The sequence below is a fragment of the Phenylobacterium sp. genome (assembly GCF_013822795.1).
GTDB lineage: Bacteria > Pseudomonadota > Alphaproteobacteria > Caulobacterales > Caulobacteraceae > Phenylobacterium.
Genome location: NZ_PNLB01000019.1, coordinates 80,899 through 106,037 on the forward strand (window position 1 = coordinate 80,899; position 25,139 = coordinate 106,037).

A 25,139-nucleotide genomic window follows, 5' to 3' on the forward strand; every position below is an offset into this window, starting at 1 on the left:
CATCCTCCGCAGAAATGATCGAAGCCTTAGACGCTTATTGTGCTAGGGATTCCTCGAAATGGGCGGCGGAAGACCAGGTCTTGCTCCGCAGATACTGCGGCGGGAACAGGCCTTGGACGGATATCCTTCGCTCGACCGGATCGACCTCAAGATCCTGGCGAATCTGCAGGCCGACGGCCGCATCACCAACCAGGCCCTGGCCGACAAGGTCGCCCTCTCGCCCAGCGCCTGCCTGGCCCGCGTGCGCCGCCTGGAGGCCGAGAAGCTGATCCTCGGCTACCACGCCCGCCTCGACATCGAACGCATCCGCCCGACCGTCACGATCTATGGCGAGGTGACGCTCAAGAGCCACCGCCCCGCCGACCTGCTGCACTTCGAAGCCGTGCTCTCCGAGATTCCCGAGGTGGTCGAGGCAGCCCAGGTCTCGGGCCCCTTCGACTACCTGATCAAGGTCGTCTGTCCCGACGTTCGCGCCTGGGGCGAACTGGCCGACCGCCTGCTGCAGGAAGGCCTCGGCGTCGACAAGATCGCCTCCCACATCCTGATGAAGGACGCCAAGCCCTTCACCGGCGCCCCGGTCAGCGCGGGTAAGCGCTGACCCCTACGCGCCAAGCCTGTAGTCTCCCGCCCATGCCCTTCGACACCCACGACCTGCCGCTCTCAACCCATTCCGCCGAAGCGGCGGAGCGCTATCGCAACGGCGTGCGGTTGATCCTGGCCGCCTGGCCCGGCGCCGACGTCGAGCTCGACCTGGCGATCGCCGCCGATCCGGACTTCGCGCTCGCCCACGCCGCCCGCGCCCGCGTCCACGCGCTGAGCGCCCAGCCGCGCCAGGCGCACGAGCGGGTCGCCGCGGCCCGCAGTCTCGCCGCGCGAAACGGGTCCGAGCGCGAGCAGAGCCACATCGAGGTCCTGCACCTCGCCTTCTCCGGTCGCTCGGCGGAAGCCTTGGACGCAGCCCTGGCCCACGCCGACCGCTGGCCGCGCGATGTCCTTGTGCTCGCCATGCCGCTCGGCGCCTTCGGCCTCTTCGCCTTCTCAGGGATGACCGATCACGACCAGGCCCGCGTCGACCTCTGCGCGCGCCACGCCGGTCACTTCGCCGCAGACGATTGGTGGTTTCAGACCAGCCACGGCTGGGCGTTGGCCGAGAACGGCGAGGTCGCCCGCGGCCGCGCCATGATCGAACGCGCCTTCGACCTGCACCGCGCCAACGCCAACACCGTCCACGCCCTGGCCCACGCCATGTTCGAGGGCGGCGCCGGCGGGGACGCCGAGGCCCTGATCACCGAGTGGCTGCCCACCTACGACCGCGCCGGCGTCCTGCACGGCCACCTCGCCTGGCACGCGGCCCTGGTCGCCCTGGAGCGCGGCGACGCCCCCACCGCGCTCGGCATCTATGAGAGCCAAGTCCGCCCCGGCGTCTCCCAGGGCCTGCCGATCAACATCGTCAGCGACGCGGCCTCATTCCTCTGGCGGCTCGACCTCTACGGCCACGGCGCGCCGCAGGCCGGCTGGGACCAGATCGCCCGCTACGCGCGCGAGGCCTATCCCCGCCCTGGCCACGCCTTCGTCGACACGCACCTCGCGCTCATCGAGGCGGCGACCGACGGCGGCAAGGCGCTGGATCGCCGCATCGCCAGCCTGGAGGCCGGTCAAGGCGGCGTCGCCCTGGCCGAAGTGGTCCCGGCCATCGGCCGCGCCGCCCGCGCCTTCGCTCAGGCCGACTACGACGCTTGCGTCCGCACGCTCGAACCCATGGCCGACGCCGTCGTGCGCATCGGCGGCAGCGGCGCACAGCGCGAAGTGATCGAGGACACCTTGCTGGTGGCGCTGATGCGGGCCGGCGCGACGGACAAGGCCCAGGCCCTGCTGGAACGCCGGCTGCACCGCCGTCCCTCCCCGCGCGACGCCGCCTGGCTGACCGCGCTCTAGGCGTCGACCATCGCATGGATGTTGTTCAGCACTGGCGCAAGTACGCCCTCGTCGCGCTTGGCCTCGCGCCCCTGGGCTGCGCAACCACGAGCCAACTTGTTCCGCTCGGCTACACCTTCCACGATGAGCCCGCGCAGAAGCGGATCGAAATTCGCTACCGCAACACCACGCCACGGGGCCTATGCCTACTGCCGGAGCATTGGCCCAATAAAGGCGGCAAGATCGACCAAGACGGAGATGCCGCCTTCCTGATCGTCGAGGGGCGCAGGTTTCCCCTCCAAGCGTTCAACACCGGCTACTGCCCTCAAGGCTGTGCGACGTACGTGGCCCCTGGACAGGAGATTGGGGGCTTTCTCTCATATCGCGATTTTGGCCTGCCGGCGGAGTTGGAAGGCGCCCAGAAAACGCTCGAGTTCACCGCCCGCGGCTTCTACTGCCCTCCTCGGAATGGCCGCTGAGCCCGATTGACCCGTCGCCGCCCCCCGCTCCACTGTGATCAGAGACTTGTTCGGAGGCGACCTGTGCTGACTGGATCATGCCTATGCGGCCGGCTGGCCTACGAGGCCGACGCTGAAATCGACGGCGTCATCCACTGCCATTGCGAGACCTGCCGCAAGGCCCATGGCGCGGCCTTCTCCAGCCTGGCTGCGGTTCCGCGCGAGCGGTTCCGATGGATCAGCGGCGAGGAAGTCCGCAAGTCCTTCGAGTCCTCGCCCGGCAAGCTGCGGCACTTCTGCTCGGAGTGCGGGTCCCAGCTTGTGGCCGAACGCACGGGCGCGCCGAACATCATGCTCCGGCTGGGCGGCCTCGACACTCCGATCCAGGCCAAGCGCCAGTGGCACATTTGGCGCTCGGACGGCGCCAGCTGGTATGATCCCAGCGTCGTGCTCCCAGAGCTCCCGGAAGGCTTTGTCGCGGCAAAATAGCGCCCGCTAGTCAGCCTCAAGCCGCCGCCGCAAATCCTCCGCCGTGGTCGACGCAAGCGCTCCACCCCTGAAAAACGGGTCCGCGGTGACTTCGCGCGCGACCCAGTCCGGGAGGCCGATCCTTTCGGCGTCGTCGAGGGTCTCGGCTTCCACTTCGCTCAGGATCAGTCCCGACAACGCGCCGTCGAACACGTCGACGCTGAAGGTCCAGGCCGCCCACGGCACGCTGTAGCGGCGCTTGCGCACCACAGCGCCCGGAAGAGCCGCCAGCACGGCGTGTTCCTGCGCCGTGAGATAGAGGTTGGTGATCGGCCCGCCCCACGCCTGCTCGGACGGGTACTTCTTGCACAGCTTGAACTCGGGACTGCGGCCGTCCGCATGCGTGATCGCCCGCAGGCGCATTCGCGTGCCTGACAGATAGATGTCCTCGATCACTCGCATCCGCGCGGCCGAAAGGTCGGGAGGGTCGAAGACCAGGAACCTCCGCTCGATCTCCATGGCCGCATACTTTGGAATCTGCATCGCCGACGCCCCCGTTCGATCAGCTATTGCTCAGCCGCCAGCAGCCAGACTGGCAGCTCGGCGACCGTCTCGAACCCTAGGCTCTCATAGAGCGGCAGTCCCGCCTCGGTGGCCCCGAGATGGAAGCGCCTCATTCCACGCCGCCGATAGTCGTCGATGACCTGGCTCAGCAGGGCCCGGCCCAGGCCCTTGCGCTGGTGCTGCGGCGGCGTGGCCATCAGCGAAATCGCCCCCGTGTCGCCCGTCGGCGTCACCGAGACCGTGCCCACGGCCCCATCTTCGCCATACCCGACATAGGTCTCGACGCCCGAGGTGGCGGTCATGCCCACATCGATGTACCTGGCGATGATGTCGCGCGGCTCGTCGAACGCGGCGGCGATCAGATCGCCGGCGACAGCGACCACCTGCGGGTCAAGCGCACGGACGACCTGAACCGGGCGACTTGGTTGGACGCGAACGTCCGGGCCAAACACCATGAGCGGCGACGACCCGACCTCCGCAAAGCCCAGCCGCGCCGCCACCGGCGCCAACGCCTGCGCCGCCCGAGGGCTCATCGTCGCGACCAGCGGCCTGGCCCGTTCCCTGGCGCGCGCCACCGCGCGAACCAAAAAGCCCCCGGCGTCGGGATCGGCGCCCAGGATCAATCTGTTGAAATCGGCCAGCGGCTCGTCGGTCAGCCCCTGGACGCAGTTGCGCGTCACGTGCAGTTCGATCCCCGGCGCCGCGATCATCTGGGCGACGAGCGCGCGCACGCAAAGCTCGATCAGTTCTTCGGTCTCGTCCATGCTTCCCCCCGGATCGTCCTACTTGCGCAGGATCTTCTCCATCGCCTTGCCCTTGGCGAGCTCGTCGATGAGCTTATCCAGATAGCGGATCTCGCGCATGGTCGGCTCCTCGATATTCTCCACCCGCACGCCGCAGATCACCCCGGTGATCAGCGCGCGCGCAGGGTTCATCGCCGGAGCCTGGGCGAAGAAGTTCTCGAAACTGGCCTTCATCGGCTCCTCCAGCGAGCCGGCGTCATACCCGGTCAGCCAAGCGATGATCTCGTCGACCTCGGCCTGCGTGCGCCCCTTCCTCTGCGCCTTGGCGACATAGTGCGGGTAAACGCTGGCCACGCTCATGGCGTAGATCCGATGGTTCATGCCGGCCTCCCGAGGAATTCCCACGGTAGCCTAGCGGGTCTCGGACCCGGTTGTCGCGCCCTGGGCAAGACCTCTCGCCTTCGCCCCGCGAATAGGGCACGAAGCGCCGCATGAAGCGCCTCGCCTTTATTGCTCTTTTCGCCGCGGGCGCTTTCTGGGGGTTGGGTTTCCCTCTCGGCAAGCTCGCCCTGCGCGAGACCGACGCCGCCCATATGGTGCTGCTGCGCTTCGCAGTCGCGGCCCTGGCCGCCGCCCCGTTCGCATTTCGCGACGCCCAGACCCGGGCGCTGTTCCGTTCGCCGCCGGTGCTCGCGGCCGGCGCGCTCTATGGCGTCGCCTTCATGGTCCAGTTCGAGGGCCTGGCCCATGTCAGCGTCACCCTGGCGGCGCTGCTGGTCGGGGCCATGCCGGCCCTGATCGCGGTCTCGGCCCGACTGCTGGGCGAAAAGGTCAGCCGCGCCTCCTGGGCCGGGGTCGCGGCCGCCACGCTCGGCGCGGCGCTGATCGCCGGCAAGCCGGACGCCGGCTCCTCGCCGTTCGGCGTCGCCCTGTCGCTGATCGCCCTGCTGATCTTCCTGGCCTGGCTGCTGGTCCTGCGCCGTGCGCCCAAGACCGCCAGTCCTATGGCGATCCCGGCCGTCACCGTGGTGATCGCCGCCCTGACCATCCTGCCGATCGCGCTCATCATGCACGGCCCGCCCAAGCTCGACCTCAGCGGCCCGGCCTCGGCCGGCATCGTCGGCCAGGGCGTGCTCTCGACCCTGCTCGCCACCGCCGCCTGGCAGTTCGGCTCGGCCCGGGTCGGCGCGGCCAGCGCCGGGGTGTTCATCAACATCGAACCGCTGATGGGCGCCGGCATCGGCGTGGCCCTGTTCGGCGATCAGGTGACCTCCGCCCTCGCTGCCGGCGGCCTGCTGATCATCGCCGGCAGCCTGGCCGTCGTGCTGGGCGAGCGCTCGACGCCGGCCATCGACACCCCGGCCCCGACGCCAGCCTAGTCGGCCAACCCGCCCGCGCCCCAGGCGTCGGCCACCGCCAGCATCTCGCGCCCCTCGGCCATGCCGAGCTTCAGCGCCATCAGGCCGGTCGACGTCCGCTCCATGAAGCCCCATTGCCAGATCGGCTCGGGCTCCACCCCGGTCAGCGCCGCCAGTCGCGCGCAGCGTCGCGCCCCCAACCCAACCGGGTCGCCGGCCAACAGGTCCTGCGCCCACTCGCGCATGGCGATCCCCAGGTCGTAGGCCGGCTCGATGAACAGGCCGTCCGGATCGACGAACTTGAAACCCTCGCCGCCCGGCGCCTGCAGCGCGTTCCAGGCGTGGGCGTCGCCATGCGCCAGCACCGCCCGCGCCGGATCGAACGCCGCCTCGCGCAGGCGCGCATAGCTGATCGCCGTCTCGATGGTTCGCTCCGCGCAGGGCCGCCCCATCTCCTCCCAGGTCTGCGCGATGAACGCCGACAGCGCCCGCGCCTTCTCGGCTCCGGTCTGAAAACCCGCGCCCGCGGGAGGCGCCATCCAGGCCGCCATCAGCGTCTCGCACAGCGCCGCGATCTGGCGGTCAACGCTCCAGCCCATCTGAGCAAGCTGCGGCCCCAGCCGCTCCAGCAACAGCGCCCCGCGCCGCTCGTCGTGCGCGTAAACCTGCGCATAGCCGCGGCCGCCCGCCGCCAGCAGCACCGCCAGTTCCTGCTCGGTCGGATCGCGCCCGGGCGGGACCAGCTTCAGAACCGCCGCCCGTCCGTCCGCCATCCGCGCCTCACGCACCGACGCCTCGCTGCCGCCGCCGAGCGAGCCCCCCAGCGTCAGCTCCCACTCGCGCGCCAGGTCCGCGGCCAATCCTGGCAGCGCCGAGAGCCAGGCCCGTCCCTGCGCCCCGCCCGCATGCGCCCGCGCCAGCGCCGCCGCCGAAAGGTCATGCTCGTCCATGGCGCATACCCCGCCACTTCGTGAGCCGGCGCGCAACAGCGACGAGCAGCCTAGCCCAGCAGCCCGGCGATCATCGTGCGCAGCGGATTGGCCGGGTCGGCCAGCAGCTTGGCGGTCATGGCCAGCGAGATCACCACCAGCAGCGGCCGGATCAGCCGCGGTCCCCAGCGCATCGCCGCGCGCGAGCCCAGCCGCCCGCCGATGAACTGGCCGACCGCCATCGCCCCGCCGAGCGCCCACAGCACGTGACCGCCCAGGCCCAGCACCACCACCGAAACCAGGTTGCTGGTCAGGTTCAGCACCTTCGTATGCGCCGTCGCCCGCACCAGCCCCATGCCGAGCAGGGTCACCAGGCTGAGCGTGTAGAACGATCCAGCTCCGGGACCGAAGAAGCCGTCGTAGAAACCGATGCCGCCCGCGACCAGGCCATAGCCCAAGGCGCTCAAACGCGCGTGCTGGTCCTGCTCGCCGATCTTCGGTCCCAGCAGGAAGTAGAGCGCGATGGCCACCAGCATCACCGGCAGCAGCAGCATCAGCCAGCGGGTGTCGACCACCATCACCGCCAGCGCGCCCGCCACCGCGCCGGCCAGAACCATGACCAGCGCGATCTTGATGGCCTGGAGGTCGATGCGGCCGGCGCGCCAGAACGTCCAGGTCGCCGAAGCGGTCCCGACGCTGCCCTGCACCTTGTTGGTGGCGATGGCCGAGACCGGATCGACCCCGGCGGCCAGCAGCGCCGGCACGGTGATCAGCCCGCCGCCGCCGGCGATCGCATCGACGAACCCCGCCGCCAGCGCCGCCACGCACAACAGCGCCACGGCCTGCGGCCCCAACTCAGCAAACAATCCGGCCCCTCCGAGAGGCCGCTGCTATAGGCCCGCCTCGTCGCGCGGACCAGTGTCCCTGACCGCGCAGGCCCACACCAATCGATTGCCAACCACGATCTTAGGTAGCAACCATTACGATGAGATGGGGGAAGACATGAGCAATCCGATCGCTGCAGGCCTCACCCGCCTGGCGCAATTCGAGGGCCGCGACGCCTCGGCCCGCTTCTGGCCCTACGCCTCGCTGATCCTCGCCCTGGCCTTCGTCGTCATGTGCGCGCCGTTCGTCATCGAAATGAGCAAGACGTTCGAGGCCATCAACAGCTTCGCGGCCGAACATCCCGAACTGACCACCGTCCATCGCGGGCCGGGTCAAGTCTCGATCCAGATCGAAGGCTCTCACCCCGAACTGACCCCGGACTTCGGTTATCTGCTGACCACGACCGGCCTCGTGGCCGCTGGCGCTGTCGCCTTGCTGGCCGCGGCCGTCGCCCGGCGGCTGCACGACACCGACCGCTCGGGCCTATGGGGTCTCATCCCCCTGCCCTTCCTGGCGTTCGGCATATTCGGGTTCCGAGCGTTGATCGACAGCTTCATGACCGACGCGCCTATCATGCCGCTGTTCGCCGGCCTGATGCTCAACAACATGGTCTATCTGCTCAGCCTGGCCGGGCTGGTCTGGATGCTGGGTTCGGCCGGAACGCCGGGCTCAAATCGCTTTGGCCCGGCGCCGGCCGAGGCCTAGCCTACATCCGGTGCATGGCGCAGAGCTTGTTGCCGTCCGGATCGCGCAGATAGGCCAGGTACAGCTTGCCCGTCGAACCGACGCGCGGCCCCGGCGGCTCCTCGATGCTGGTCCCGCCGGCGGCCACGCCCGCGGCGTGCCAGGCGTCGGCCTGTTCGGAGCTGGCGCACTTGAAGCCGACGGTGCTGCCGTTGCCGATGGTGGCCTCTTCGCCGTCGATCGGCAGCGACACGGCGAACACCCCGGTCGGGGTCATGTAGAACACCCGGTGGCCGTCGACGAAGCCGGGCGACACGCCCAGCGCGCCCAACAGCGAGTCATAGAAACCCTTGGCGCGGGTCAGGTCGTTGGTGCCGACCATCACGTGCGAAAACATCTGGCGTTCTCCCCTTTTCGATTCCGGCTCACCGGCGGCCGGCGGACGCTATCACCACCGCCGGCAAAAGGAGAAGGCGCCTGCTACTGCGGCTGCGGGACGATCCGCAGATACGGGCGCGGGGCGTCCCAGCCGTTCGGATAGATGGTCTTGGCCTCGTCGTCCGACACCGAGCCGGCGATGATCACCTTCTCGCCCTGCTTCCAGTTCACCGGCGTCGCCACCCGGTGCTTGGCCGTCAGCTGCATCGAGTCCAGCACCCGCAGGATCTCGTCGAAGTTCCGGCCCGTGGTCATCGGATAGGCCAGCATCAGTTTGATCTTCTTGTCGGGGCCGATGATGAATACCGTGCGCACCGTGGCGTTGTCGGCGGCCGTACGCCCGTCGGATCCGCCGGCCGTCTCCTCGGGCAGCATGTTGTAGAGCTTGGAGACCGCCAGGTCGGTGTCGCCGATCATCGGATAGTTCGGCGCCGTGCCTTGAGTTTCGGCGATGTCCTGCGCCCAGCGGGCGTGGTTGTCGACCGGGTCGACCGACAGGCCGATGACCTTGGTGTTGCGCTTGTCGAACTCGGGCTTCAGCTTGGCCATGTAGCCCAGCTCGGTCGTGCAGACCGGCGTGAAGTCCTTGGGGTGCGAGAACAGGATCGCCCAGCTGTCGCCGATCCAGTCATGGAAGTTGATCTTCCCTTCGGTGGTCTCGGCCGTGAAATTCGGCGCCTCGCCGTTGATACGAAGTGACATCGCCCGTTCCTTTCGTTGAGCCCGAGGCTGCTCGCGGCTCCTGCGACGCGACATGCCCTGCCAATGCCGCCCGCGAGTCAAGACCGGCGGCGGGCGTTCAGCTAAGGACCCGCCGCAAGCGCGACTATGCAATTCCGGCATGAACGCTCAGGCCTCGCCCACGGTGCGCAACCGCTGGGCGTCGCGCACCACGATCCGCCCATAGGCCAGCTGCACCATCCCGGCCCGCTCCAGCGCCTTCAGCTCCTTGTTGATGGTCTGGCGCGAGACCCCGATCATCGCCGCCAGGTCCTCCTGGCGCACGTGCAGCTCCGCGCCGCCCGAGCTGCGCGCCGCGCCGGCCAGGGTGCGCGCCAGCCGCACGCCGATCGGCTGGGCGATGCTGTGGGCCATGAAGTTCAGCGCCGAGCGCTGGCGCGAGCAGATCAGCACGCCGAGATCGCGATAGAGCAGCGGGTGCGCCTGGGCGACCTGTTCGACCGCCGCCAGCCCCACGTGCAGCAGCCGCGCCGGCTTGACCACCACCGCGTCGTGCGGCCGCGGCCCGCCGTCGATCACCGACAGCTCCCCGAACCAGGCGCCGGGGCCCAGGATCATCGCCACCGACTCCATGCCGACAGCCGGATACGACACCAGCCGCACCTCGCCCCCGGCCACCGCCCACAGCCCGTCCGGCGGATCGCCCAGGCCATAGACCCGCGCCCCGGCCGCCGCCGTGCTGGCCCGCGCCCGCGCCAGCAGCGCCTCGCGGCGCGTCGCCGGCAGCGTCGAGAACCAGGGATCGGGCGGCAGGTCGGTCATGGCGAAAACATCGCCGCCCGCCGCCAATTGTCAATTCGGCGACAATCTGCGCCTCGCGCCCGTGCGACGACTGACGCCAACAGAAGGAGGAGACTGGCCATGATGACCATGACCGAGACGCACGCCGAAGGCCCGTCGATCCGCGACCAGGTGTCCGAGGAAGAATGGGCGCTGCGCGTCGACCTCGCCGCCGCCTACCGCCTGGTGGCCTATTATGGCTGGGACGACCTGATCTTCACCCACCTGTCGGCGCGGGTGCCAGGGCCGGAACACCACTTCCTGATCAACCCCTACACCCACATGTTCGACGAGATCACCGCCTCGTCGCTGGTCAAGATCGACGTCGACGGCAATCGGGTGATGGAAGCGCGCCAGCCGGTGAACAAGGCCGGCTTCGTGATCCACTCGGCGATCCACATGGGCCGCGACGACGCCCACGCCGTCCTGCACCTGCACACCCCGCACGGCCAGGCGGTCTCGGCCATGGCCGAGGGCCTGCTGCCGCACACCCAGACGGCGATGATCGCCCGTCACGACGTCGCCTATCATGACTTCGAGGGCATCGCGACGGATCTGGACGAGCGCGAGCGCCTGGTCGCCGACCTCGGGACCAAGAACGCCATGATCCTGCGCAACCACGGCACCCTGACCGTCGGCGAGAGCGTCGCCCACGCCTTCCTGCGCATGTACTACCTGGAGCGCGCCTGCGAGGCCCAGGTGCTGATGCTCAGCGCCGGCCGCGACGGCCTCTACAACCCGCCGCAGGGCGTCGAGGAGAAGGTCGAGCACCAGACCGCGCCGGCCGGTATGAAGCGACTGGCCGAGGGCCTGGCCTGGCCAGCCCTGCTGCGCAAGCTGGACCGCATCGACCCCAGCTACCGCAACTGACGTCCGGTTCCGATGCGCCGCCCCGCGCGGCGCATCGGGCTCAATACTACTCAACTCCGGTCATCCCGGCGAAGGCCGGGACCCAGGTCGTAGAGCTGTGCCTTCGAACTCAAGCTCATGGCTCGGCGGCTGAATCTGGGTCCCGGCCTTCGCCGGGATGACCGGGTGACGGGATCTACGCCGCGCCGAGCTCCGGTGCCGCCTCGCCGTTGGCGTAGGCCCGCGCCAGCTGACGGTAGTAGCTGGAGTTGAACGCGATCAGCGTCACGATCACGCCCGCCACCCCGGCCAGCGTGAAGACCAGCGCGATCCCCCGATCCTCGCCGCGCCCGAACCAGTCGCCGATCGCGTCGGCGCCGGCCCCGGTGGTCATCAGCGGGATGAAGATGAACTGGGTCAGCGGCCCGATCAGGAACGCCGTCAGCGGCGAGGCCGCCTGCTCCACCGACTGGGCGAAGCCGAACACCCGCCCCTGCCGCTCGAACGGCACCACCTTCTGCAAGGTCGTCTGCTCTGCGGCCTCGGCGTAAGGCCCCAGGAACATCCAGACGAAACAGCCGGCGATCAGCAAAGTGATCGAGGGCTGCAAGGTGAACACGCAGCACACCGCCCAGCTGATCAGGTTGACCAGCAGCAGCGTGCGCAGCGGGCTGCGTCCCAGTCCGGTCCGCGCGATCAGCAGGCCGCTGAGGATGAACGCGGTCGACAGCAGGCCCCACAGCAGCCCCCAGGTCTGCACCTTCACCAGCGACAGGCCATAGGCGTCCATCAGCGCCATGAAGATCCCGCCGAGGAAGTTGTTGAAGGTGGCGAAGAAGATCAGCGCGAACAGGCCCGGCACCGCCCCGATCACCCGGATGGTGCCGGCGAGATCCACCTTGCGATGCTCGTGCGGCGTGGCCGGCGCCGCCGCGTCCTCATCCAGCCGCACGAACAGCAGGTGCAGGAACGCCGCCGCCGTGAACACCAGCGCAAACACCAGCGTCGAGACCATGCCGCCCCAGGCGACGAGAAAGCCGCTGATCACCGACGTGGTCAGGAAGCCGACGCCCGACACCATGCCGACTAGGCCGTTGGCCTTGTCGCGCCGCTCCTCCGGGATCATCAGCGTCACCAGCGTCGGCAGCGCGATGCTGCGGATGTTGCCGGCGATGACGCCCAGCATGACCAGCGACACCAGGATCCACACCGGCGCGCCGTAGGGATCGGCCAGGCTGCCCTCCGGGGCCAGACCGTAAGCCGCGAACGCCAGGGCGTAGAGCGCGAACGAAGCCGCGCTGGAGCCCAGCATCACCAGCCGCTTGCGGTGATGATCGACCAGGCTGCCGAACCAGATGCCGGTGGCCGCCGTCAGCACCAGATAGATCCCCGCCACCATCCCGGTGGCGAAGACCGATTTGGTCTCCAGATAGATCCAGAAGGTCAGCGCGAACCACACCGTGAAATTGGTGATGTTCGCGACCAGGTTATTGGCCAGGAGCTGATAGAACCGGTTCACCGCACGCTCCCTGCCGACCCCCGCGAACTCCGCCGCGGCGAGCCCGAGACTTAGGCGCCCCCACGTCCCGGCTCAAGCCCGCCCCGCAACCAGCAGACGAGCCAAATTGCCAAGCCCCCGGCCTGGTCGTACTGACCGTGGGCAGCACCTCCCTCCCCGGGGCTCCCCATGACGCCTGACCGGCGGCCCTCGCCGTTCCCGACCTATTACGGCGAGTTCGCCGACACGGCCTCGATGGCGCTGGCGCTGCTGGGCGAGGACGTGCGCGAGGGTCCGCGTCCGGCGGTCGACCCCGCCCAGCGCAGCATGCTTGCCCGCGGCGCGCTCGGAGACCTCAACGTCGCCGTTGGACGGTTCGGACAGGGCATCGCCCAGTCGCACGTCACCAGGGACATGCACACCTTCGTCTTTCCGACCGATGCCACGGCCGTACGCCAGGTGTCGGGCCGCAGCCTGGGTCACGGACAGATCTTCCACTTCCAGCCCAACGCCCCGACCCATTCGGCTTCGTTGGGCGACATGCCCTGGGCGTTCGGCCTGATCACCGTACCGCTGGGCGCCCTGGCCGCAGGCGGTCCCCATGCGACCGGGCTCGATCCCGGCGTGCCGCTCGACGCGGACCGGATGTTCCAGCCGCCGCCGCACGCCCTGGACCGCCTGCTCGGGCTCATGAACGACGTCGTCCGGGTCGTCCGCGACACGCCCTGGATCACCGCCCGCCCCGAGCCGTCCGCCGCCCTCGCGGGCACGCTCATCGAGGCTCTGCTCGCCTGCCTGACGGAAGGCCTGGCCCTGCCCGACCGCGCCGCCCTGCGCCGCCACCGCCAGATCGTCACCCGGTTCGAAGATCTGCTTCGCGAACGGCCGGAGGAAATGCTGTCGCTCTCGGCCATCTGCGCCGCCCTGGGCGTCGCCGAGCGCACCCTCAGCCTGGCCTGCCAGGAATTCCTCGGCCAAGGCCCCATGCAGTACGCGCGCGCGCGCCGGCTCGATCTCGTGCGCCTGCGGCTGCTGGCCGCCGATCCCGCCGAAACCCAGGTCACCGACGTCGCCATGCACTACGGCTTCTGGGAGCTGGGCCGCTTCGCCCATGCCTACCGCCTGCGCTTCGGCGAGCGTCCGTCCCAGACCTTGCGGCGCGACGGACCCGTTCATGCCGAAATTGCATAGTTAGCGGCGGCCGCAACCTCTAGCAGCGCTTCCACAACTCATTCGCAAGGGGGCGACCATGCGCAAACTGAACCTCGCCGCGGCCGCCGCCGCGTTCGTCCTGGCGGCCCAGCCCGCCGCCGCGGCCACGCCGCTGCTGTCGATCAACCTCTTCCACCAGGACTCGAACGGCAACTGCGCCGACACCCGTCCCGGCTCGGGCTGCTCGCCGATCGGCGTCACCGCGTTCGGCGCGTTGGACAATCCGTTCCTGAACAACACAGCCAACAAGTCGATCAGCCTGGCGCCGGGCTCCTACTACCTGTTCGCCAACCCCTATGCCGGCACCAACTTCATGACCCAGGGCGCGGCCATCAGCGCCATGCTGACCGTCGACAACGGAGCCGGCGGCGCCTTCCTGATGCTCGGCAACGCCACGGTTCCCGACCTGTCGGTCGCCGGCGTCACCCTCTTCAACTTCGCCAACTACGGCGTGAAGATCACCACGACGGGCGTCACCAGCGCCGACCGCATGTCGTTCGGCTACCCGCCGGGCGCGTTCAAGCCGGACGGGAACACCGACTTCGTGCTGCGCCTCGACTACCTAGTCCCGAGCTCGGCGGTTCCCGAGCCGGCGACCTGGGCCATGATGATCGCCGGCTTCGGCCTGGCCGGCGCTACGCTGCGTCGACAGCGCGCGGTGTTCGGCGCCGCCTAGCGACCCTGCCGATAGACGATGTCCGAGGTCGCCGAGCTGAAGCTGGCGACCTTCTCCGACTTGGCCGCCGCGCTCAGACTGCGGTCGTCGCGGATCACCGGGCAGAAGATCGCGGTCAGGTAGTTCACCGTATCGGCGTTGGAAAAGCCGTGCTCGCGAAACAGGCCCACGGCGCGCGTCAGTCCGTCGACGTCATTCAGCGCTCGCGGGTCCGGGACCAGGTCGGCCGCCAGTTTCCCGCTGGCGGCTGGACCGAGCTTGGCCAGAACCGGGCATTCCAGCGGTTCGGCGGCAGGTACGGCGTGCGGCGCCGTCAGGACGACGATCCCAGCTAGAGCCGCGATCAGATGATGCTGCTGCATGTCTAGGCCTCGAGGCAGGCCGCGAGTTATGCGCCCGCGGCCGACAACGCCTCAAGTCACACGCCCGCGAGTACGCCCAAGCTTCAGACTTCCCGCTTGGGCGCGGCTCGTCGCGCCTCAGTGCGGCAGCCAGCGGTGCACCGCCTCGGACAGCTGACTTTGCGCGATGGGCTTGGCGACGTGATCGACCATGCCCGCCTCGCGGCAGCGGCTCACCTGCTCGGGCAGCGCCTCGGCCGTCACCGCGATGATCGGGGTCTGCGCCCGCGGTCCGCCCAGCGCGCGGATCGCCCGCGTCGCCGCCAGGCCGTCCATCTTCGGCATGCGCACGTCCATCAGGATGACGTCGAAATCGTGCTCAGTCGCCATCTGGACGGCTTCTTCGCCGTCTTCGGCCATGGCCACCTGGTGGCCCTCCAGCTCCAGCAGCAGCTTGCAGAGCTCGCGGTTCATCGGGTGATCGTCGACCACCAGCACGCGGGCGCCCGCCGATCGGGTGGCGTCCGGCGCAGCCAGCTCCGGCGACGCGGCCTGCAGCGGCCCCAATGGCAGGGTCACCCAGAACCGCGCCCCTTCGCCCGGCGCGCTTTCGACCCCGATCTCGCCGCCCATCAGGTCCAGCAACGACCGCGAAATCGCCAGGCCGAGCCCGGTCCCGCCGAACCGGCGGCCGATCGAACCGTCGGCCTGAGAGAACCGTTCGAAGATCCGCTCCATCTCGGCTGCGCTCATCCCGATCCCGCTGTCGCGGACGTCCAGCCGGAAAGCGTGGCCGCCCGCCGCTTCGGTGATCTCGGCCGTGACCTGCACCGCGCCCTTGCTGGTGAACTTCACCGCGTTGTTCAGCAGGTTCAGCACCACTTGGCGCAAGCGGTTGGGATCGAGAAGGAATTTGGCGCGCTCGTCTCCCGCCAGGGCGAGGGTCAGCTCAAGCCCTTTCCGCTCGGCGTCGGCGGCGACGATTCCCGCGGTCTCCCGAACCAGCGTCAGCGGGTTCACCGGTTGCGGCGCCAGCTCGAACCGCCCGGCCTCGAGCCTGGCGAACGCCAGCAGGTCGTCGACCAGCGTTACCAGCGAGCGGCCTGAGGCGGCGATCAGGGCTACCCTGCGCCGCCCCTCAGCCGACAGCTGTTCGGTCTCGCCGATCACGTTGGCGAACCCCAGGACGCTGTTCAGCGGCGTCCGCAGTTCGTGGCTCATCGTCGCCAGGAATTCGCTCTTGGCCTTGTTCGCCGCCTGGGCGCGCTCGCGAGCCGCGGCGAGGTGACGGTTACGCCGCGCCATCAGCTCCTTGAGCCGGTCTTCCCGGTAGATGGACAGCGCCGAGGTCAGGGTCGTCAGGAACATCAGCGTGATGAACACCTGCCCCAGGCGGATCTGGTCGATCGCCGTCCACCCGGAAGCGCCGCCGGTCGTGCTCTCCCCGAGAGCGAACAGCGGCATCGCCAGCGCCGCGACGATGACCACGCTCCACGCCGCGCCCTTCGGCCCGAGCCGGAACGCCGCCAGCATTGCGGCCGGAAACACCAGGAACGCCATCCAGCCCGCCACCCGGGCGAAGGCCGCCAGCGTGGCGGCCGCGACCAGCCCATAGACGACGGCCTTGACCCAGGGGCCGGCCTGGCGACTGCGGGCCCACTTGTAGTCATCCAGCAGCACCAAGGTGGCCGGCAGGGCGATCGCCATCCCCAGCACGTTGCAGAACAGCCAGCCGACGAAGACCGTGCCAAAGTCGCGCCCCAACGCGAAGGTGGTCAGCACCGCGCCGATCGACGCCATCATCGCGCTCACCGGCGCCGCCGTCGCGATCAGCAGCAACGCCTCACGGACGCCGCGAATGCGCGCGCGGCCCCGGGTGGCCCGCGCGGCGATCAGCGCCAGCAGCACGCTCTCCGTCGTGTCGAGCAAGGTATAGATCGCCACCAGGCCCCACGGGTCCCCGGCCAGCGCATGCCCGACCACCTGGGTCGCCACGCACACCGCGAGTAACCACAAGCGCCGGATCGGCGTGAGATGGAGCAGGCCCGCCGCCCCGATCGCGTTCACCGGCCAAAGCGCGGGCATGCCTTGCGCATCGCGCGTCAGTGCGTCGCAAAACGCGAACACGACCACGTAGGATATCCCCAATGCCGCCAGGAGCAGGTTCTGTCGCCCTGCTGTCCTGGCGGCGTTCTGGGATCCCGCCCCCATCTTCGCCCCCACATCACCCCGTGGCGACAGAATCCGAGCCGGAACTACCTGTCAAACGATTGCGCGCAATCGCGCTCGCCGTCGCGGGGATCTGCGTTCGCCAGGCGCAGGCCGCGCCCCCGCGCGGAAACCTGCGGGCGCCTCGCGACGGCGAGGCTCGCCCGGTTCCGCGCCTCAGAACACCTCGATCCAGCGCTCGTTGTCGGCGTCGGGGTTCGACTTGCCCCGGCACACCAGCCCGTCCCGCGCCCGGGTCTCCTTGCCGCGCGTCAGCTCCCAGCGCAGTTGCTTGCAGGCGAACGGCCCGACAGCATCGGCGCTGACCGCGGTGATCTTCCCGACCGAACCGCGGCCGCGCCAGTTCAGCGACTGGCCGACTTCCAGCCCGCCCAGGGCGCTGTCGAACGCCCACATGTCCCGCAGATTGAGGAACTTGTTGGCGGCGGTGTCGAAGCTCTTCCCGCCCTCGCAGTCGTTGCACGACACCTCGCCGAATTTCCGGAAGGCGTCCTTCTGCGCCTCCAGCCCCGGATCGAACTTCAGCTGCCCCGGCCGCTTCAGCTTCGGATCGCCCAGATTGATCGGCTGCGGCGCAGCGGCCTGCGCCGCGGAGGCGGCGACGAGGACGGCGCAGGCCGCCAAGACTAGATGCTTCACGAGTTCCTCCTTGGATTGCTCCGTTGGAGGTTGCGGCAGACGCCCGCCCGCCGCCCGCACCTGTCGACGGACGCCACGAATGATCGACGGAGCGACGAAAGCAGCCGGCGAGACGCTGAACGCCCTAACCCATCGCCGCCTTGATCTGCGCCGCCGGGATCTCGCCGGTGGCCAGCTTGGCCAGGATCAGCGCCGACAGCTGGGCGCGTTCCACGAAGCTCTCGGGCCAGGCGTATTCGTCATGCGAATGGATGTCGCCGCCTCTCACCCCCAGGGTGTCGACGTTCGGCAAGCCGGCGGCGAACAGGTTGTTGCCCTCGCACACCCCGCCGGAGGGGGCCCAGGTGATCTGTTGGCCGATCAGCGCGCCCGCGTCCTTCACCGCCCCGAACAGCTGCTGCTGGGCCGGCGTGAACGGCTTGGCCGGGCGGGTGAAGCCGCCATGCAGCTCCGCCTCGATCCCCTCGGCGGTCGTCGCAGAGACTTGGCCCTTCACATAGTCCAGCGCCCACTCGCCCGCCGCCGCATCCGGCAGGCGGATGTTGAATCGCACCACGGCGACGTCCGGCACCATGTTCAGCGGCCCGCCGCCATCGATGCGCGCCACGTTCAAGGTCACCCCCTCGCGCTGGCCGTTGGCGGCGGCCAGCCGCACCGCGAGGTCCGCCGCCGCGGCGATGGCGTTGCGGCCCTTGTCGAAGTCGCGGCCGGCGTGGGCCGCCCGTCCCCGCACCACCACATGGAAGTTGCCCGAGCCCTTGCGCTGGGCCGCCAGCGCGCCGCCGGCCATCGCCGGCTCATAGGTCAGGCCGACATGCCCGCCCGCCGCCAGCCGCGCCAGCACCGGTCCCGAGGCCAGAGAACCGATCTCCTCGTCCGGCGAAAGCAGTACCCGGTACCCCAGATCATGCGAACTCGGGTGAGCTTCGAACGCGCGCAGCGCCGCCAGCATGACGCTGATCCCGCCCTTCATGTCGGCCAGGCCCGGCCCGTTCAGCGCCCCGTCCGCCCGCTTGGTCACCGCAGTGAACGGCGTCCCGGCCGGATAGACGGTGTCGTAGTGCCCGGTCAGCACCACCTGCACCGGCGCCTGCGGGCGCACGGTCAGCATCAGCGCGTCGGGATGGCTCTGCGCGGTCAGGCTCCCGTCGGCGGCGACCTCATGGCTGTCGGCCAGCGGCACGTTCTCGACCTCGCCCGGCAACTGGGCCATCACGGCTTCCAGAACGGCGCGCTGGGCCTCCAGTCCCGGCAGGTTGCGACTGCCTGACGATAAGGCGCACCATTCCACGGCGCGGCCCAGAATGTCGTCTTCTTCGCCGGCCAGACGGCCAAGCATGGATGAATCTTGCGCGGTGAGTTTCATACGCGTGAGCCTCGCCCCCAAAACCGGGCTCGCGCAAGGCCCCTTCGGGAGGTTACTGGAAGCCCATGGCCATAACCTTCCTGAATCGCCTCGCCCCCGACGCCGAAACCCGCTGGCTGGAGGCCCTGCACGCCGCCCTGCCGGATGAGACGATCACCTCTGGCGCAAACCCGCAGGCCGAGATCGCTATCGTCGCCAATCCGCCGCGCGGCGTGCTGGCCAGCCTGCCGAACCTGGCCTTCGTGCAGTCGGCCTGGGCCGGGGTCGACAGCCTGCTGGACGATCCGGACCTGCCGCGCGTGCCGATCGCGCGCCTGGTCGATCCCGGACTCGCCGCCCAGATGGCTCAAGCCACGGCCGCCCACGTCCTCTACCTGCACCGTCAGGTCCCGGCCTACGCCGCCCAGCAGCGCCGCGGCCTCTGGCGCCAGCTGCCTCAGCCGCCGGCCGCCGAGCGCCGGGTCGGCTTCCTCGGCTTTGGAGAACTGGCCGGCGCCGCCGCCAACCTGCTGGAATCCATCGGCTTTCAGACCTACGGCTGGAGCCGCCGGCTCGGCGACCTCGACACCCTGCTGGCCACCATCGACATCGTGGTCAACCTGCTGCCGCTGACCGACCGCACCCGCGGCATCCTCAGCGCCCCGGCCTTCGAGCGGATGAAGCGCGGTGCGGCGATCATCAATCTGGCCCGCGGCGCCCATCTGGTGGAAGACGACCTGATCGCCGCGCTGGACGCCGGCCAGCTGTCGCATGCGGTGCTCGACGTCTTCGAGGCCGAACCCCTCGTCCGCAACCACCCGTTCTGGTCCCACCCCCAGATCACCGTCACACCGCACGTCGCGGCGATCACCGATCCCGTCAGCGCCAGCGCCGTCATCGCCGCCAACATCGCCCGCTTCCGCGCCGGCCAGCCGCTCGAGGGCCTGGTCAACCGCAAGGCCGGATATTGAACGCTTCAAGATGCTCCCCCACGAGGGGAGCTGTCGGCCCCATGGCCGACTGAGGGGGACCTTTGACTCGGGGCCGTTTGAGAGCAGTCCCCCTCCGTCTCGGCGCCACGCGCCGATCCACCTCCCCCAAGAGGGGAGGATCTGGAAGTGCGCGCTACACCGGCAGCTCAGTCACCGACTTCACCTCTTCCAGCACCGCATAGGTCCGCGTCTCGCGGACCCCGGGCATGGCGACCAGCACCTCTCCGAGGAAGCGTCGATAGGCCTCCATGTCGCTGACCCGCGCCTTGATCAGATAGTCGAAGCCGCCCGCCACCATGTGGCATTCGAGGATTTCCGGCGTGCGCTGCGCGGCCTGGGCGAACTCGCTGAAGGTGTCGCCCGTTGTACGGTCGAGCTGAACCTCCACGAAGATCAGGAGCGCGCGGTCGATGGCCTTCGGATCGAGGATCGCCGCAAAGCCGGTGATCACCCCGCGTTCGCGCAGCCGCCGCACTCGGTCCGAACAGGCCGACGGCGACAGATGGCATTGCTGGGCCAGGTCCAGGTTGCTGATCCGCCCGTCACGCTGCAGCACCCGCAACAGCCGCCGGTCGGTATCGTCAAGCTGCACGATCTCCGCCACTTCGTACCCTCTTGAGAAACTTGTTCGGCCAACTCGCCAGATGTCCGTCGGACATTCGGCATCATAAACGATACGCCGGACGACAGGAACCAACACTACGAAGGCCGCACCTGATGACCTCCTGGACCGCCCTGGACGATCCCGACGCCAAGTACCGCGATGAGACGCAGGCCGTGACCGCCCTGCTCGCCTCCCGGCCCTTAAGCGCCGACCAGCAGATCGCCGTCCGCGCCCAGGCCGAACATCTGGTCCGCACCGCCCGCAAGTCCGCCAATCGCCAGGGCGTCGTCGAGAGCTTCCTGCAGGAGTTCAGCCTCGGCACCCGCGAGGGCCTGGCCCTGATGTGCCTGGCCGAGGCGCTGCTGCGCACGCCCGACGCCGAGACCCGCGACCGGTTGATCGCCGAGAAGATCGGCGGCGCCGACTGGGCCAGCCATCTCGGCCAATCCGACAGCCTGTTCGTCAACGCCTCGACCTGGGGGCTGATGCTGACCGGCAAGATCGTCGAGGTCGACGAGGAGGCCCGCCGCGACCCGCCCGGCTTCCTCCGCCGCCTGGTCGAGCGGATCGGCGAACCGGTCGTCCGCCGCGCCGTGGCCCAGGCCATCGGCATCATGGGCGAGCAATTCGTGCTCGGCCGCACCATCGAGACCGCCCTCAAGCGCGCGGCCAAGGAAGGTCAGGTCTGCTCCTTCGACATGCTGGGCGAAGGCGCCCGCACCGCCGCCGACGCCGCACGCTACGAACAAGCCTATGCCGACGCGCTGGAGGCCGTGGGCAAGCACGGGAAAGGCGCGGGGCCCGAAGCCGGCCACGGCGTCTCGGTCAAGCTCTCCGCGCTGTCGCCGCGCTATGAGGCCACCCACGAGGACCGGGTCTGGAGCGAACTCTATCCGCGGCTCAAGCGCCTGGCGCTGATCGCCGCGCGCCACGACCTCAACTTCACCATCGACGCCGAGGAGGCCGACCGCCTGGTGATCTCGCTGAAGCTGCTCGAGCGGCTGGCCGGCGAGCGCGAACTGGGCGACTGGCGCGGCCTTGGCCTGGCGGTCCAGGCCTACCAGAAGCGTGGCGTCCTCGCCGTCGCCCGCGTCGCCGAGATCGCCCGCGCCAGCGGCCGGCGGCTGATGGTCCGGCTGGTCAAGGGCGCCTATTGGGACTCCGAGATCAAGCGCGCCCAGGTGAACGGCCGCCCCGACTATCCGGTCTACACGACCAAGGCCGCCACCGACCTCTCCTACCTGGTCTGCGCCCGCGCCCTGATCGACGCCAGCCCGCACGTCTTCGCGCAGTTCGCCACCCACAACGCTCACACCCTGGCGGCGGTCCACGCCATGGCCCAGGCGGCCGGCGTGAAGATCGAGTTCCAGCGGCTGCACGGCATGGGCGAGGCGCTTTATCGCGCCGCCGACACCCTGCACGACGGCGCCGTGGTCCGCACCTACGCGCCCGTGGGCGGCCATGAGGACCTGTTGCCCTACCTGGTCCGCCGGCTGCTGGAGAACGGCGCCAACACCTCGTTCGTCCACGCCCTGCTCGACGAAGGCGTGCTGGCCGAAGATGTGGTCGTCGACCCGATCGTCGCGGTCGAGAAGGCCGGCGTCGGCCCGCACCCGAAGATCCCGCGCCCGGCCGACATCTATGGCGCCGAGCGCAGCAACTCCGCCGGCTTCGACCTCTCGATCCCCGATGAGGCCGCGCGCCTGCATCACGCCGCCCGCACCCTGCCCCCGCTCAACGCCGGCCCGGCCGGCGGAACCGCGCAGACGGTGTTCAGCCCTGCCGACGCCGGCGTCGCCGTCGGCCAGGTCCGCGAGGCCTCGGTCGCCGAAATCGACGCCGCCTTCGCCACGGCGCGGGCCGCCCAACCGGCCTGGGACGCCCTTGGCGGGTTCCGCCGCGCCGAGGTGCTGCGGGCCATGGCCGACGCCCTGGAGGCGAACGCCGAACGCCTGATCGCCATCTGCGCCCGCGAGGCCGGCAAGACCCTGGCCGACGGCGTCGCCGAGGTCCGTGAGGCGGTCGACTTCTGCCGCTACTACGCCCACCTGGCCCAGACCAAGTTCGCCGGACCCGAGACGCTGAAGGGCCCGGTCGGCGAGACCAACAGCCTGGAACTGCACGGCCGCGGGGTCTTCGTCTGCATCAGCCCTTGGAACTTCCCGCTGGCGATCTTCACCGGCCAGGTCGCCGCCGCCCTGGCCGCCGGCAACGCCGTCCTGGCCAAGCCGGCCGAGCAGACCCCGCTGATCGCCGCGCAGGCCGTCGAGCTGTTTCACGGGGCCGGCCTGCCGCCCGCCCTGCTCACCCTGCTGCCCGGCCGCGGCGAGAGCGTCGGCGCGGCCCTCACCGCCCACCCGCACTGCGACGGCGTGGCCTTCACCGGCGGGACCGACACTGCCCGGCGCATCAACCAGACCCTGGCCGCCCGCCCCGGCCCGATCATTCCATTCATCGCTGAGACTGGCGGCCTCAACGGCATGTTCGTCGACACCACGGCGCTGAAGGAACAGGTCGTCGACGACGTGGTGCTGTCGGCCTTCGGCTCCGCCGGCCAGCGCTGTTCGGCCCTGCGCATCCTGTTCCTGCCCAACGACACCGCCGACCTGATCATCGAGACCATCAAGGGCGCGATGGACGCCCTGGTCATCGGCGACCCGGCCGATCCGGCCGTCGACGTCGGCCCGGTGATCGACGAGGAAGCCCGCGCGGCGCTGACCGCGCACCTGCAGCGGCTGGAGCGCGAGGCCAAGGTCCTGCACCGCCTGGACGCCCCTGAGCGCGGAACCTTCTTCGGTCCGGTGCTGGCCCAGATCCCCTCGGCCAAATTCCTGGAGCGCGAGGTGTTCGGGCCGATCCTGCACGTCGTCCGCTATGAGCCCTCGGAGCTGGCCAAGGTCGCCGGCGAACTGGCGGGCCAGGGCTATGGCCTGACCCTCGGCGTCCACTCGCGCATCGACGCCTTCGCCCGCGAGGTGCGCGGCCTGGTCCCGGCCGGCAACGTCTACGTCAATCGCTCGATCATCGGGGCGGTGGTCGGGGTGCAGCCGTTCGGCGGCGAGGGCCTGTCGGGGACGGGCCCCAAGGCCGGCGGACCCAACTCGCTGTCGCGCTATGCGATCGAACGGGCGATCAGCGTCAACATCACCGCCCAGGGCGGCGACCCCGCCCTATTGAACCTCAGCCTCTAGCGGACAGGCGGTCGTCTGAAACGAAGAAGCCCGAGGCTCGCGCCCCGGGCTTTTTCATATCCGGCGATGGTACCACCTCTCGGATTCGAACCGAGGACCTCTAGAGCCACAATCTAGCGCTCTAACCAACTGAGCTAAGGCGGCGCATCGCGGAGCGGCCGTTCTAGTCGCACCGCGCTCCGCGATCAAGGGGCCGGAACTGCGGCCAAGCGTTCTCCCCAAAGTTTTTCGCAAGTCCGTGTCCAGGCAAAGAAAAAGCCCCGGAGCCGAAGCTCCGGGGCCTGATCGTTGGCGATCCGAGGGGCCTTAGCCCTTCGGCAGCGTAAAGCGGATCGGGATCCGCACGTTGCCGCCTTCGACGGGCGCGCCGTCTTGGGTCTTCGGACGCATCCGGAAGAGCTTGCTCATCCGGAGGGCCGCTTCACCGAAGCCCATGTCGGCAGGCTCTTCAGACTGCACGTCACAGGACTCGAGCGTCCCCTTAGCCGTAACCGAGCAACTGATCGTCGCACGGCCTTCAACGTTCATCCGCATCGCACGGTCCGGGAAGTAGCGCGCCATGTCCTCAGCCGAGGGACGACGGGCCCAATCCGGGTTCGTGATGACCGACGGACGCGGCGGGGCCGGCGGGGCGGCCTTCGGCGGTTCCGGGGTCTCGATCCGCTTCTCAACCGGCGGAACCGGCAGAGGGGGGATCTGCGGAATATCAGCCGGCACGTTCACCGGAGGCCGCGGTTGCAGCTTCGGCGGAGGCGGCGGCGGAGTGTTCGGCGGCGGCGGCGGGGGCGGCGGCGGCGGCGGCGGAGCGGGCTTGATAAGGGCCACGTCCGTGACGTCGTCGGTATACTCCCGATACTTCGGCTCGAACTTGTTCTTGTACAGATAGTAGCCGAGGACAGCGTGGACGATGATCGAGCCAACGATGGCCGCGGTCACTGCCGGGTTACGCTTCTTCTTCGGCGCGTCGAAGACACTGCGATGTTCGTGGGTAGTGTCGGTGGTTTCAGCCATTCGTCACCCCCTTCTAGTTCTTATCTTCGCCGATCAGGGCCACGCTGTAGAAACCGTTGTCCTGAAGCATGTTCATCACGCCCATGAAGTCCCCGTAGAGGACGTCCTTGTCGGCGCGGATGAAGATGCGTTCCTTCTCCGGATTACGTTGCCCGATCGTGCTGCGCAGAGTGTCTCCGATATCCGCCAGCTCCACGTTGGTGTCACCGATGTAGATGGTGCCGCCAGCCTGGATGCTGATGTAGACGGGTTTCGGAGGGTTCGTCGAAGGTTTGGCGACCGCGGGCGGAAGATTAACTTTCACAGTCACGGCGGCCATAGGCGCCGCGACCATGAAGATGATCAGGAGCACCAACATAACGTCCACAAAGGGCGTCACGTTGATTTCGCTGTTCGCCTCGACCGCGTACTTGCCACCCCCAGAACCTGAGAGTTTGGCTCCCATGTGGGTTACGCCCCTTTGTCGAGCTGCCGGGAAATGGCGTTCATCAGTTCAGCAACGAAGCCTTCCGTACGCGCGCCGAAAGCGGAGATGCGGGTCTGGAAGTAGTTGTAGAAGATAACGGCCGGGATAGCGGCGAACAGACCAA

27 protein-coding genes, 1 tRNA gene and 1 pseudogene are annotated in these 25,139 nt (G+C 69.2%); 11 read left to right on the forward strand and 18 right to left on the reverse strand.

Going from position 1 to position 25,139, the window contains the following annotated elements:
- Positions 1 to 112: 112 nt before the first annotated feature.
- The 4 genes from C0481_RS16895 to C0481_RS16910 all read left to right on the forward strand — a co-directional run bounded on the left by C0481_RS16895 (position 113) and on the right by C0481_RS16910 (position 2,861).
- Entirely contained in the window at positions 113 to 598 is a 486-nt protein-coding gene (locus C0481_RS16895; RefSeq protein WP_293405929.1) for an Lrp/AsnC family transcriptional regulator, read from the forward strand.
- 32 nt (positions 599 to 630) lie between these two features.
- A complete protein-coding gene (locus C0481_RS16900; RefSeq protein ID WP_293405931.1) occupies positions 631 to 1,935 on the forward strand; it encodes a tetratricopeptide repeat protein in 1,305 nt (434 codons plus the stop codon).
- A 14-nt stretch (positions 1,936 to 1,949) separates the two neighbouring features.
- Complete coding sequence (locus C0481_RS16905; protein WP_293405933.1) at positions 1,950 to 2,393, forward strand: hypothetical protein; 444 nt, start codon at positions 1,950 to 1,952, stop codon at positions 2,391 to 2,393.
- Between the two features lie 63 nt (positions 2,394 to 2,456).
- Positions 2,457 to 2,861, forward strand: coding sequence for a GFA family protein (locus tag C0481_RS16910; RefSeq protein ID WP_293405935.1), 405 nt, complete (start codon positions 2,457 to 2,459; stop codon positions 2,859 to 2,861).
- A gap of 6 nt (positions 2,862 to 2,867) precedes the next feature.
- Here the strand turns inward: C0481_RS16910 and C0481_RS16915 are convergent, their stop codons facing one another.
- Genes C0481_RS16915 through C0481_RS16925 form a run of 3 tightly spaced genes read right to left on the reverse strand, consistent with a single transcriptional unit; the run spans position 2,868 to position 4,528 of the window.
- Positions 2,868 to 3,383, reverse strand: a complete 516-nt coding sequence (locus C0481_RS16915) for a hypothetical protein (RefSeq protein ID WP_293405937.1) — start codon at positions 3,381 to 3,383, stop codon at positions 2,868 to 2,870.
- A gap of 23 nt (positions 3,384 to 3,406) precedes the next feature.
- The gene (locus C0481_RS16920; protein WP_293405940.1) at positions 3,407 to 4,168 is read right to left on the reverse strand and encodes a GNAT family N-acetyltransferase; all 762 of its coding nucleotides are present in this window, start codon (positions 4,166 to 4,168) and stop codon (positions 3,407 to 3,409) included.
- Between the two features lie 18 nt (positions 4,169 to 4,186).
- Complete coding sequence (locus C0481_RS16925; RefSeq protein ID WP_293405942.1) at positions 4,187 to 4,528, reverse strand: DUF2200 domain-containing protein; 342 nt, start codon at positions 4,526 to 4,528, stop codon at positions 4,187 to 4,189.
- Positions 4,529 to 4,638: 110 nt separating this feature from the next.
- Here C0481_RS16925 and C0481_RS16930 point away from each other — a divergent pair, with 110 nt between their 5' ends.
- Positions 4,639 to 5,526, forward strand: coding sequence for a DMT family transporter (locus C0481_RS16930; protein ID WP_293405945.1), 888 nt, complete (start codon positions 4,639 to 4,641; stop codon positions 5,524 to 5,526).
- On the opposite strand, the gene C0481_RS16935 is transcribed toward C0481_RS16930, so the two are convergent.
- Both C0481_RS16935 and C0481_RS16940 read right to left on the reverse strand, forming a co-directional pair.
- Positions 5,523 to 6,455 carry an aminoglycoside phosphotransferase family protein gene (locus C0481_RS16935; RefSeq protein WP_293405947.1) on the reverse strand — a complete coding sequence of 311 codons (933 nt, stop codon included), beginning with the start codon at positions 6,453 to 6,455 and terminating at the stop codon, positions 5,523 to 5,525. The genes C0481_RS16930 and C0481_RS16935 overlap by 4 nt on opposite strands.
- Before the next feature lie 50 nt (positions 6,456 to 6,505).
- Positions 6,506 to 7,300, reverse strand: coding sequence for a TSUP family transporter (locus C0481_RS16940; RefSeq protein ID WP_293405949.1), 795 nt, complete (start codon positions 7,298 to 7,300; stop codon positions 6,506 to 6,508).
- 136 nt (positions 7,301 to 7,436) lie between these two features.
- On the opposite strand from C0481_RS16940, the gene C0481_RS16945 reads away from it, so the two are divergent.
- Complete coding sequence (locus tag C0481_RS16945; protein WP_293405951.1) at positions 7,437 to 8,024, forward strand: DUF805 domain-containing protein; 588 nt, start codon at positions 7,437 to 7,439, stop codon at positions 8,022 to 8,024.
- 1 nt (position 8,025) lies between these two features.
- On the opposite strand, the gene C0481_RS16950 is transcribed toward C0481_RS16945, so the two are convergent.
- The 3 genes from C0481_RS16950 to C0481_RS16960 form a co-directional block, all read right to left on the reverse strand.
- Entirely contained in the window at positions 8,026 to 8,400 is a 375-nt protein-coding gene (locus C0481_RS16950; protein WP_293405953.1) for a VOC family protein, read from the reverse strand.
- Between the two features lie 83 nt (positions 8,401 to 8,483).
- Positions 8,484 to 9,143, reverse strand: coding sequence for a peroxiredoxin (locus C0481_RS16955; RefSeq protein WP_293405955.1), 660 nt, complete (start codon positions 9,141 to 9,143; stop codon positions 8,484 to 8,486).
- Positions 9,144 to 9,290: 147 nt separating this feature from the next.
- A complete protein-coding gene (locus tag C0481_RS16960) occupies positions 9,291 to 9,944 on the reverse strand; it encodes a Crp/Fnr family transcriptional regulator (protein ID WP_293405957.1) in 654 nt (217 codons plus the stop codon).
- 99 nt (positions 9,945 to 10,043) lie between these two features.
- On the opposite strand from C0481_RS16960, the gene C0481_RS16965 reads away from it, so the two are divergent.
- Positions 10,044 to 10,832, forward strand: a complete 789-nt coding sequence (locus C0481_RS16965) for a class II aldolase/adducin family protein (RefSeq protein ID WP_293405959.1) — start codon at positions 10,044 to 10,046, stop codon at positions 10,830 to 10,832.
- Between the two features lie 175 nt (positions 10,833 to 11,007).
- Here C0481_RS16965 and C0481_RS16970 read toward each other — a convergent pair whose 3' ends face one another.
- Positions 11,008 to 12,330, reverse strand: coding sequence for an MFS transporter (locus C0481_RS16970; protein WP_293405961.1), 1,323 nt, complete (start codon positions 12,328 to 12,330; stop codon positions 11,008 to 11,010).
- Positions 12,331 to 12,498: 168 nt separating this feature from the next.
- Between C0481_RS16970 and C0481_RS16975 the strand changes: the two genes are divergently transcribed.
- On the forward strand, positions 12,499 to 13,500 hold the full coding sequence (locus C0481_RS16975; protein ID WP_293405963.1) for a helix-turn-helix domain-containing protein: 1,002 nt from the start codon (positions 12,499 to 12,501) through the stop codon (positions 13,498 to 13,500).
- Between the two features lie 58 nt (positions 13,501 to 13,558).
- On the forward strand, positions 13,559 to 14,197 hold the full coding sequence (locus C0481_RS16980; protein WP_293405965.1) for a PEPxxWA-CTERM sorting domain-containing protein: 639 nt from the start codon (positions 13,559 to 13,561) through the stop codon (positions 14,195 to 14,197).
- Here the strand turns inward: C0481_RS16980 and C0481_RS16985 are convergent.
- The 4 genes from C0481_RS16985 to C0481_RS17000 all read right to left on the reverse strand — a co-directional run bounded on the left by C0481_RS16985 (position 14,194) and on the right by C0481_RS17000 (position 18,772).
- On the reverse strand, positions 14,194 to 14,559 hold the full coding sequence (locus C0481_RS16985) for a hypothetical protein (RefSeq protein ID WP_293405967.1): 366 nt from the start codon (positions 14,557 to 14,559) through the stop codon (positions 14,194 to 14,196). The two genes, C0481_RS16980 and C0481_RS16985, sit on opposite strands and share 4 nt — an antisense overlap.
- 117 nt (positions 14,560 to 14,676) lie before the next feature.
- Entirely contained in the window at positions 14,677 to 16,749 is a 2,073-nt protein-coding gene (locus C0481_RS16990; RefSeq protein WP_293405969.1) for a response regulator, read from the reverse strand.
- 174 nt (positions 16,750 to 16,923) lie between these two features.
- Positions 16,924 to 17,406, reverse strand: coding sequence for a hypothetical protein (locus C0481_RS16995; protein ID WP_293405971.1), 483 nt, complete (start codon positions 17,404 to 17,406; stop codon positions 16,924 to 16,926).
- Between the two features lie 124 nt (positions 17,407 to 17,530).
- A complete protein-coding gene (locus tag C0481_RS17000) occupies positions 17,531 to 18,772 on the reverse strand; it encodes a hydrolase (protein WP_293405973.1) in 1,242 nt (413 codons plus the stop codon).
- 65 nt (positions 18,773 to 18,837) lie between these two features.
- Here C0481_RS17000 and C0481_RS17005 point away from each other — a divergent pair, with 65 nt between their 5' ends.
- On the forward strand, positions 18,838 to 19,722 hold the full coding sequence (locus C0481_RS17005; protein ID WP_293405975.1) for a glyoxylate/hydroxypyruvate reductase A: 885 nt from the start codon (positions 18,838 to 18,840) through the stop codon (positions 19,720 to 19,722).
- A 154-nt stretch (positions 19,723 to 19,876) separates the two neighbouring features.
- On the opposite strand, the gene C0481_RS17010 is transcribed toward C0481_RS17005, so the two are convergent.
- Positions 19,877 to 20,338, reverse strand: coding sequence for an Lrp/AsnC ligand binding domain-containing protein (locus C0481_RS17010; protein ID WP_293405988.1), 462 nt, complete (start codon positions 20,336 to 20,338; stop codon positions 19,877 to 19,879).
- 122 nt (positions 20,339 to 20,460) lie between these two features.
- Between C0481_RS17010 and putA the strand changes: the two genes are divergently transcribed.
- Positions 20,461 to 23,538, forward strand: a complete 3,078-nt coding sequence (gene putA / locus C0481_RS17015; RefSeq protein ID WP_293405977.1) for a bifunctional proline dehydrogenase/L-glutamate gamma-semialdehyde dehydrogenase PutA — start codon at positions 20,461 to 20,463, stop codon at positions 23,536 to 23,538.
- Between the two features lie 67 nt (positions 23,539 to 23,605).
- Here the strand turns inward: putA and C0481_RS17020 are convergent.
- From C0481_RS17020 to C0481_RS17035, 4 genes and pseudogenes are all read right to left on the reverse strand, one after another.
- Positions 23,606 to 23,682, reverse strand: a tRNA-His gene (locus C0481_RS17020).
- Between the two features lie 162 nt (positions 23,683 to 23,844).
- Positions 23,845 to 24,549, reverse strand: a complete 705-nt coding sequence (locus C0481_RS17025; RefSeq protein ID WP_293405980.1) for an energy transducer TonB — start codon at positions 24,547 to 24,549, stop codon at positions 23,845 to 23,847.
- A gap of 13 nt (positions 24,550 to 24,562) precedes the next feature.
- The gene (locus tag C0481_RS17030; protein ID WP_293405982.1) at positions 24,563 to 24,994 is read right to left on the reverse strand and encodes a biopolymer transporter ExbD; all 432 of its coding nucleotides are present in this window, start codon (positions 24,992 to 24,994) and stop codon (positions 24,563 to 24,565) included.
- 5 nt (positions 24,995 to 24,999) lie between these two features.
- A pseudogene (locus C0481_RS17035) lies at positions 25,000 to 25,139 on the reverse strand (flagellar motor protein MotA); the annotation flags it as partial.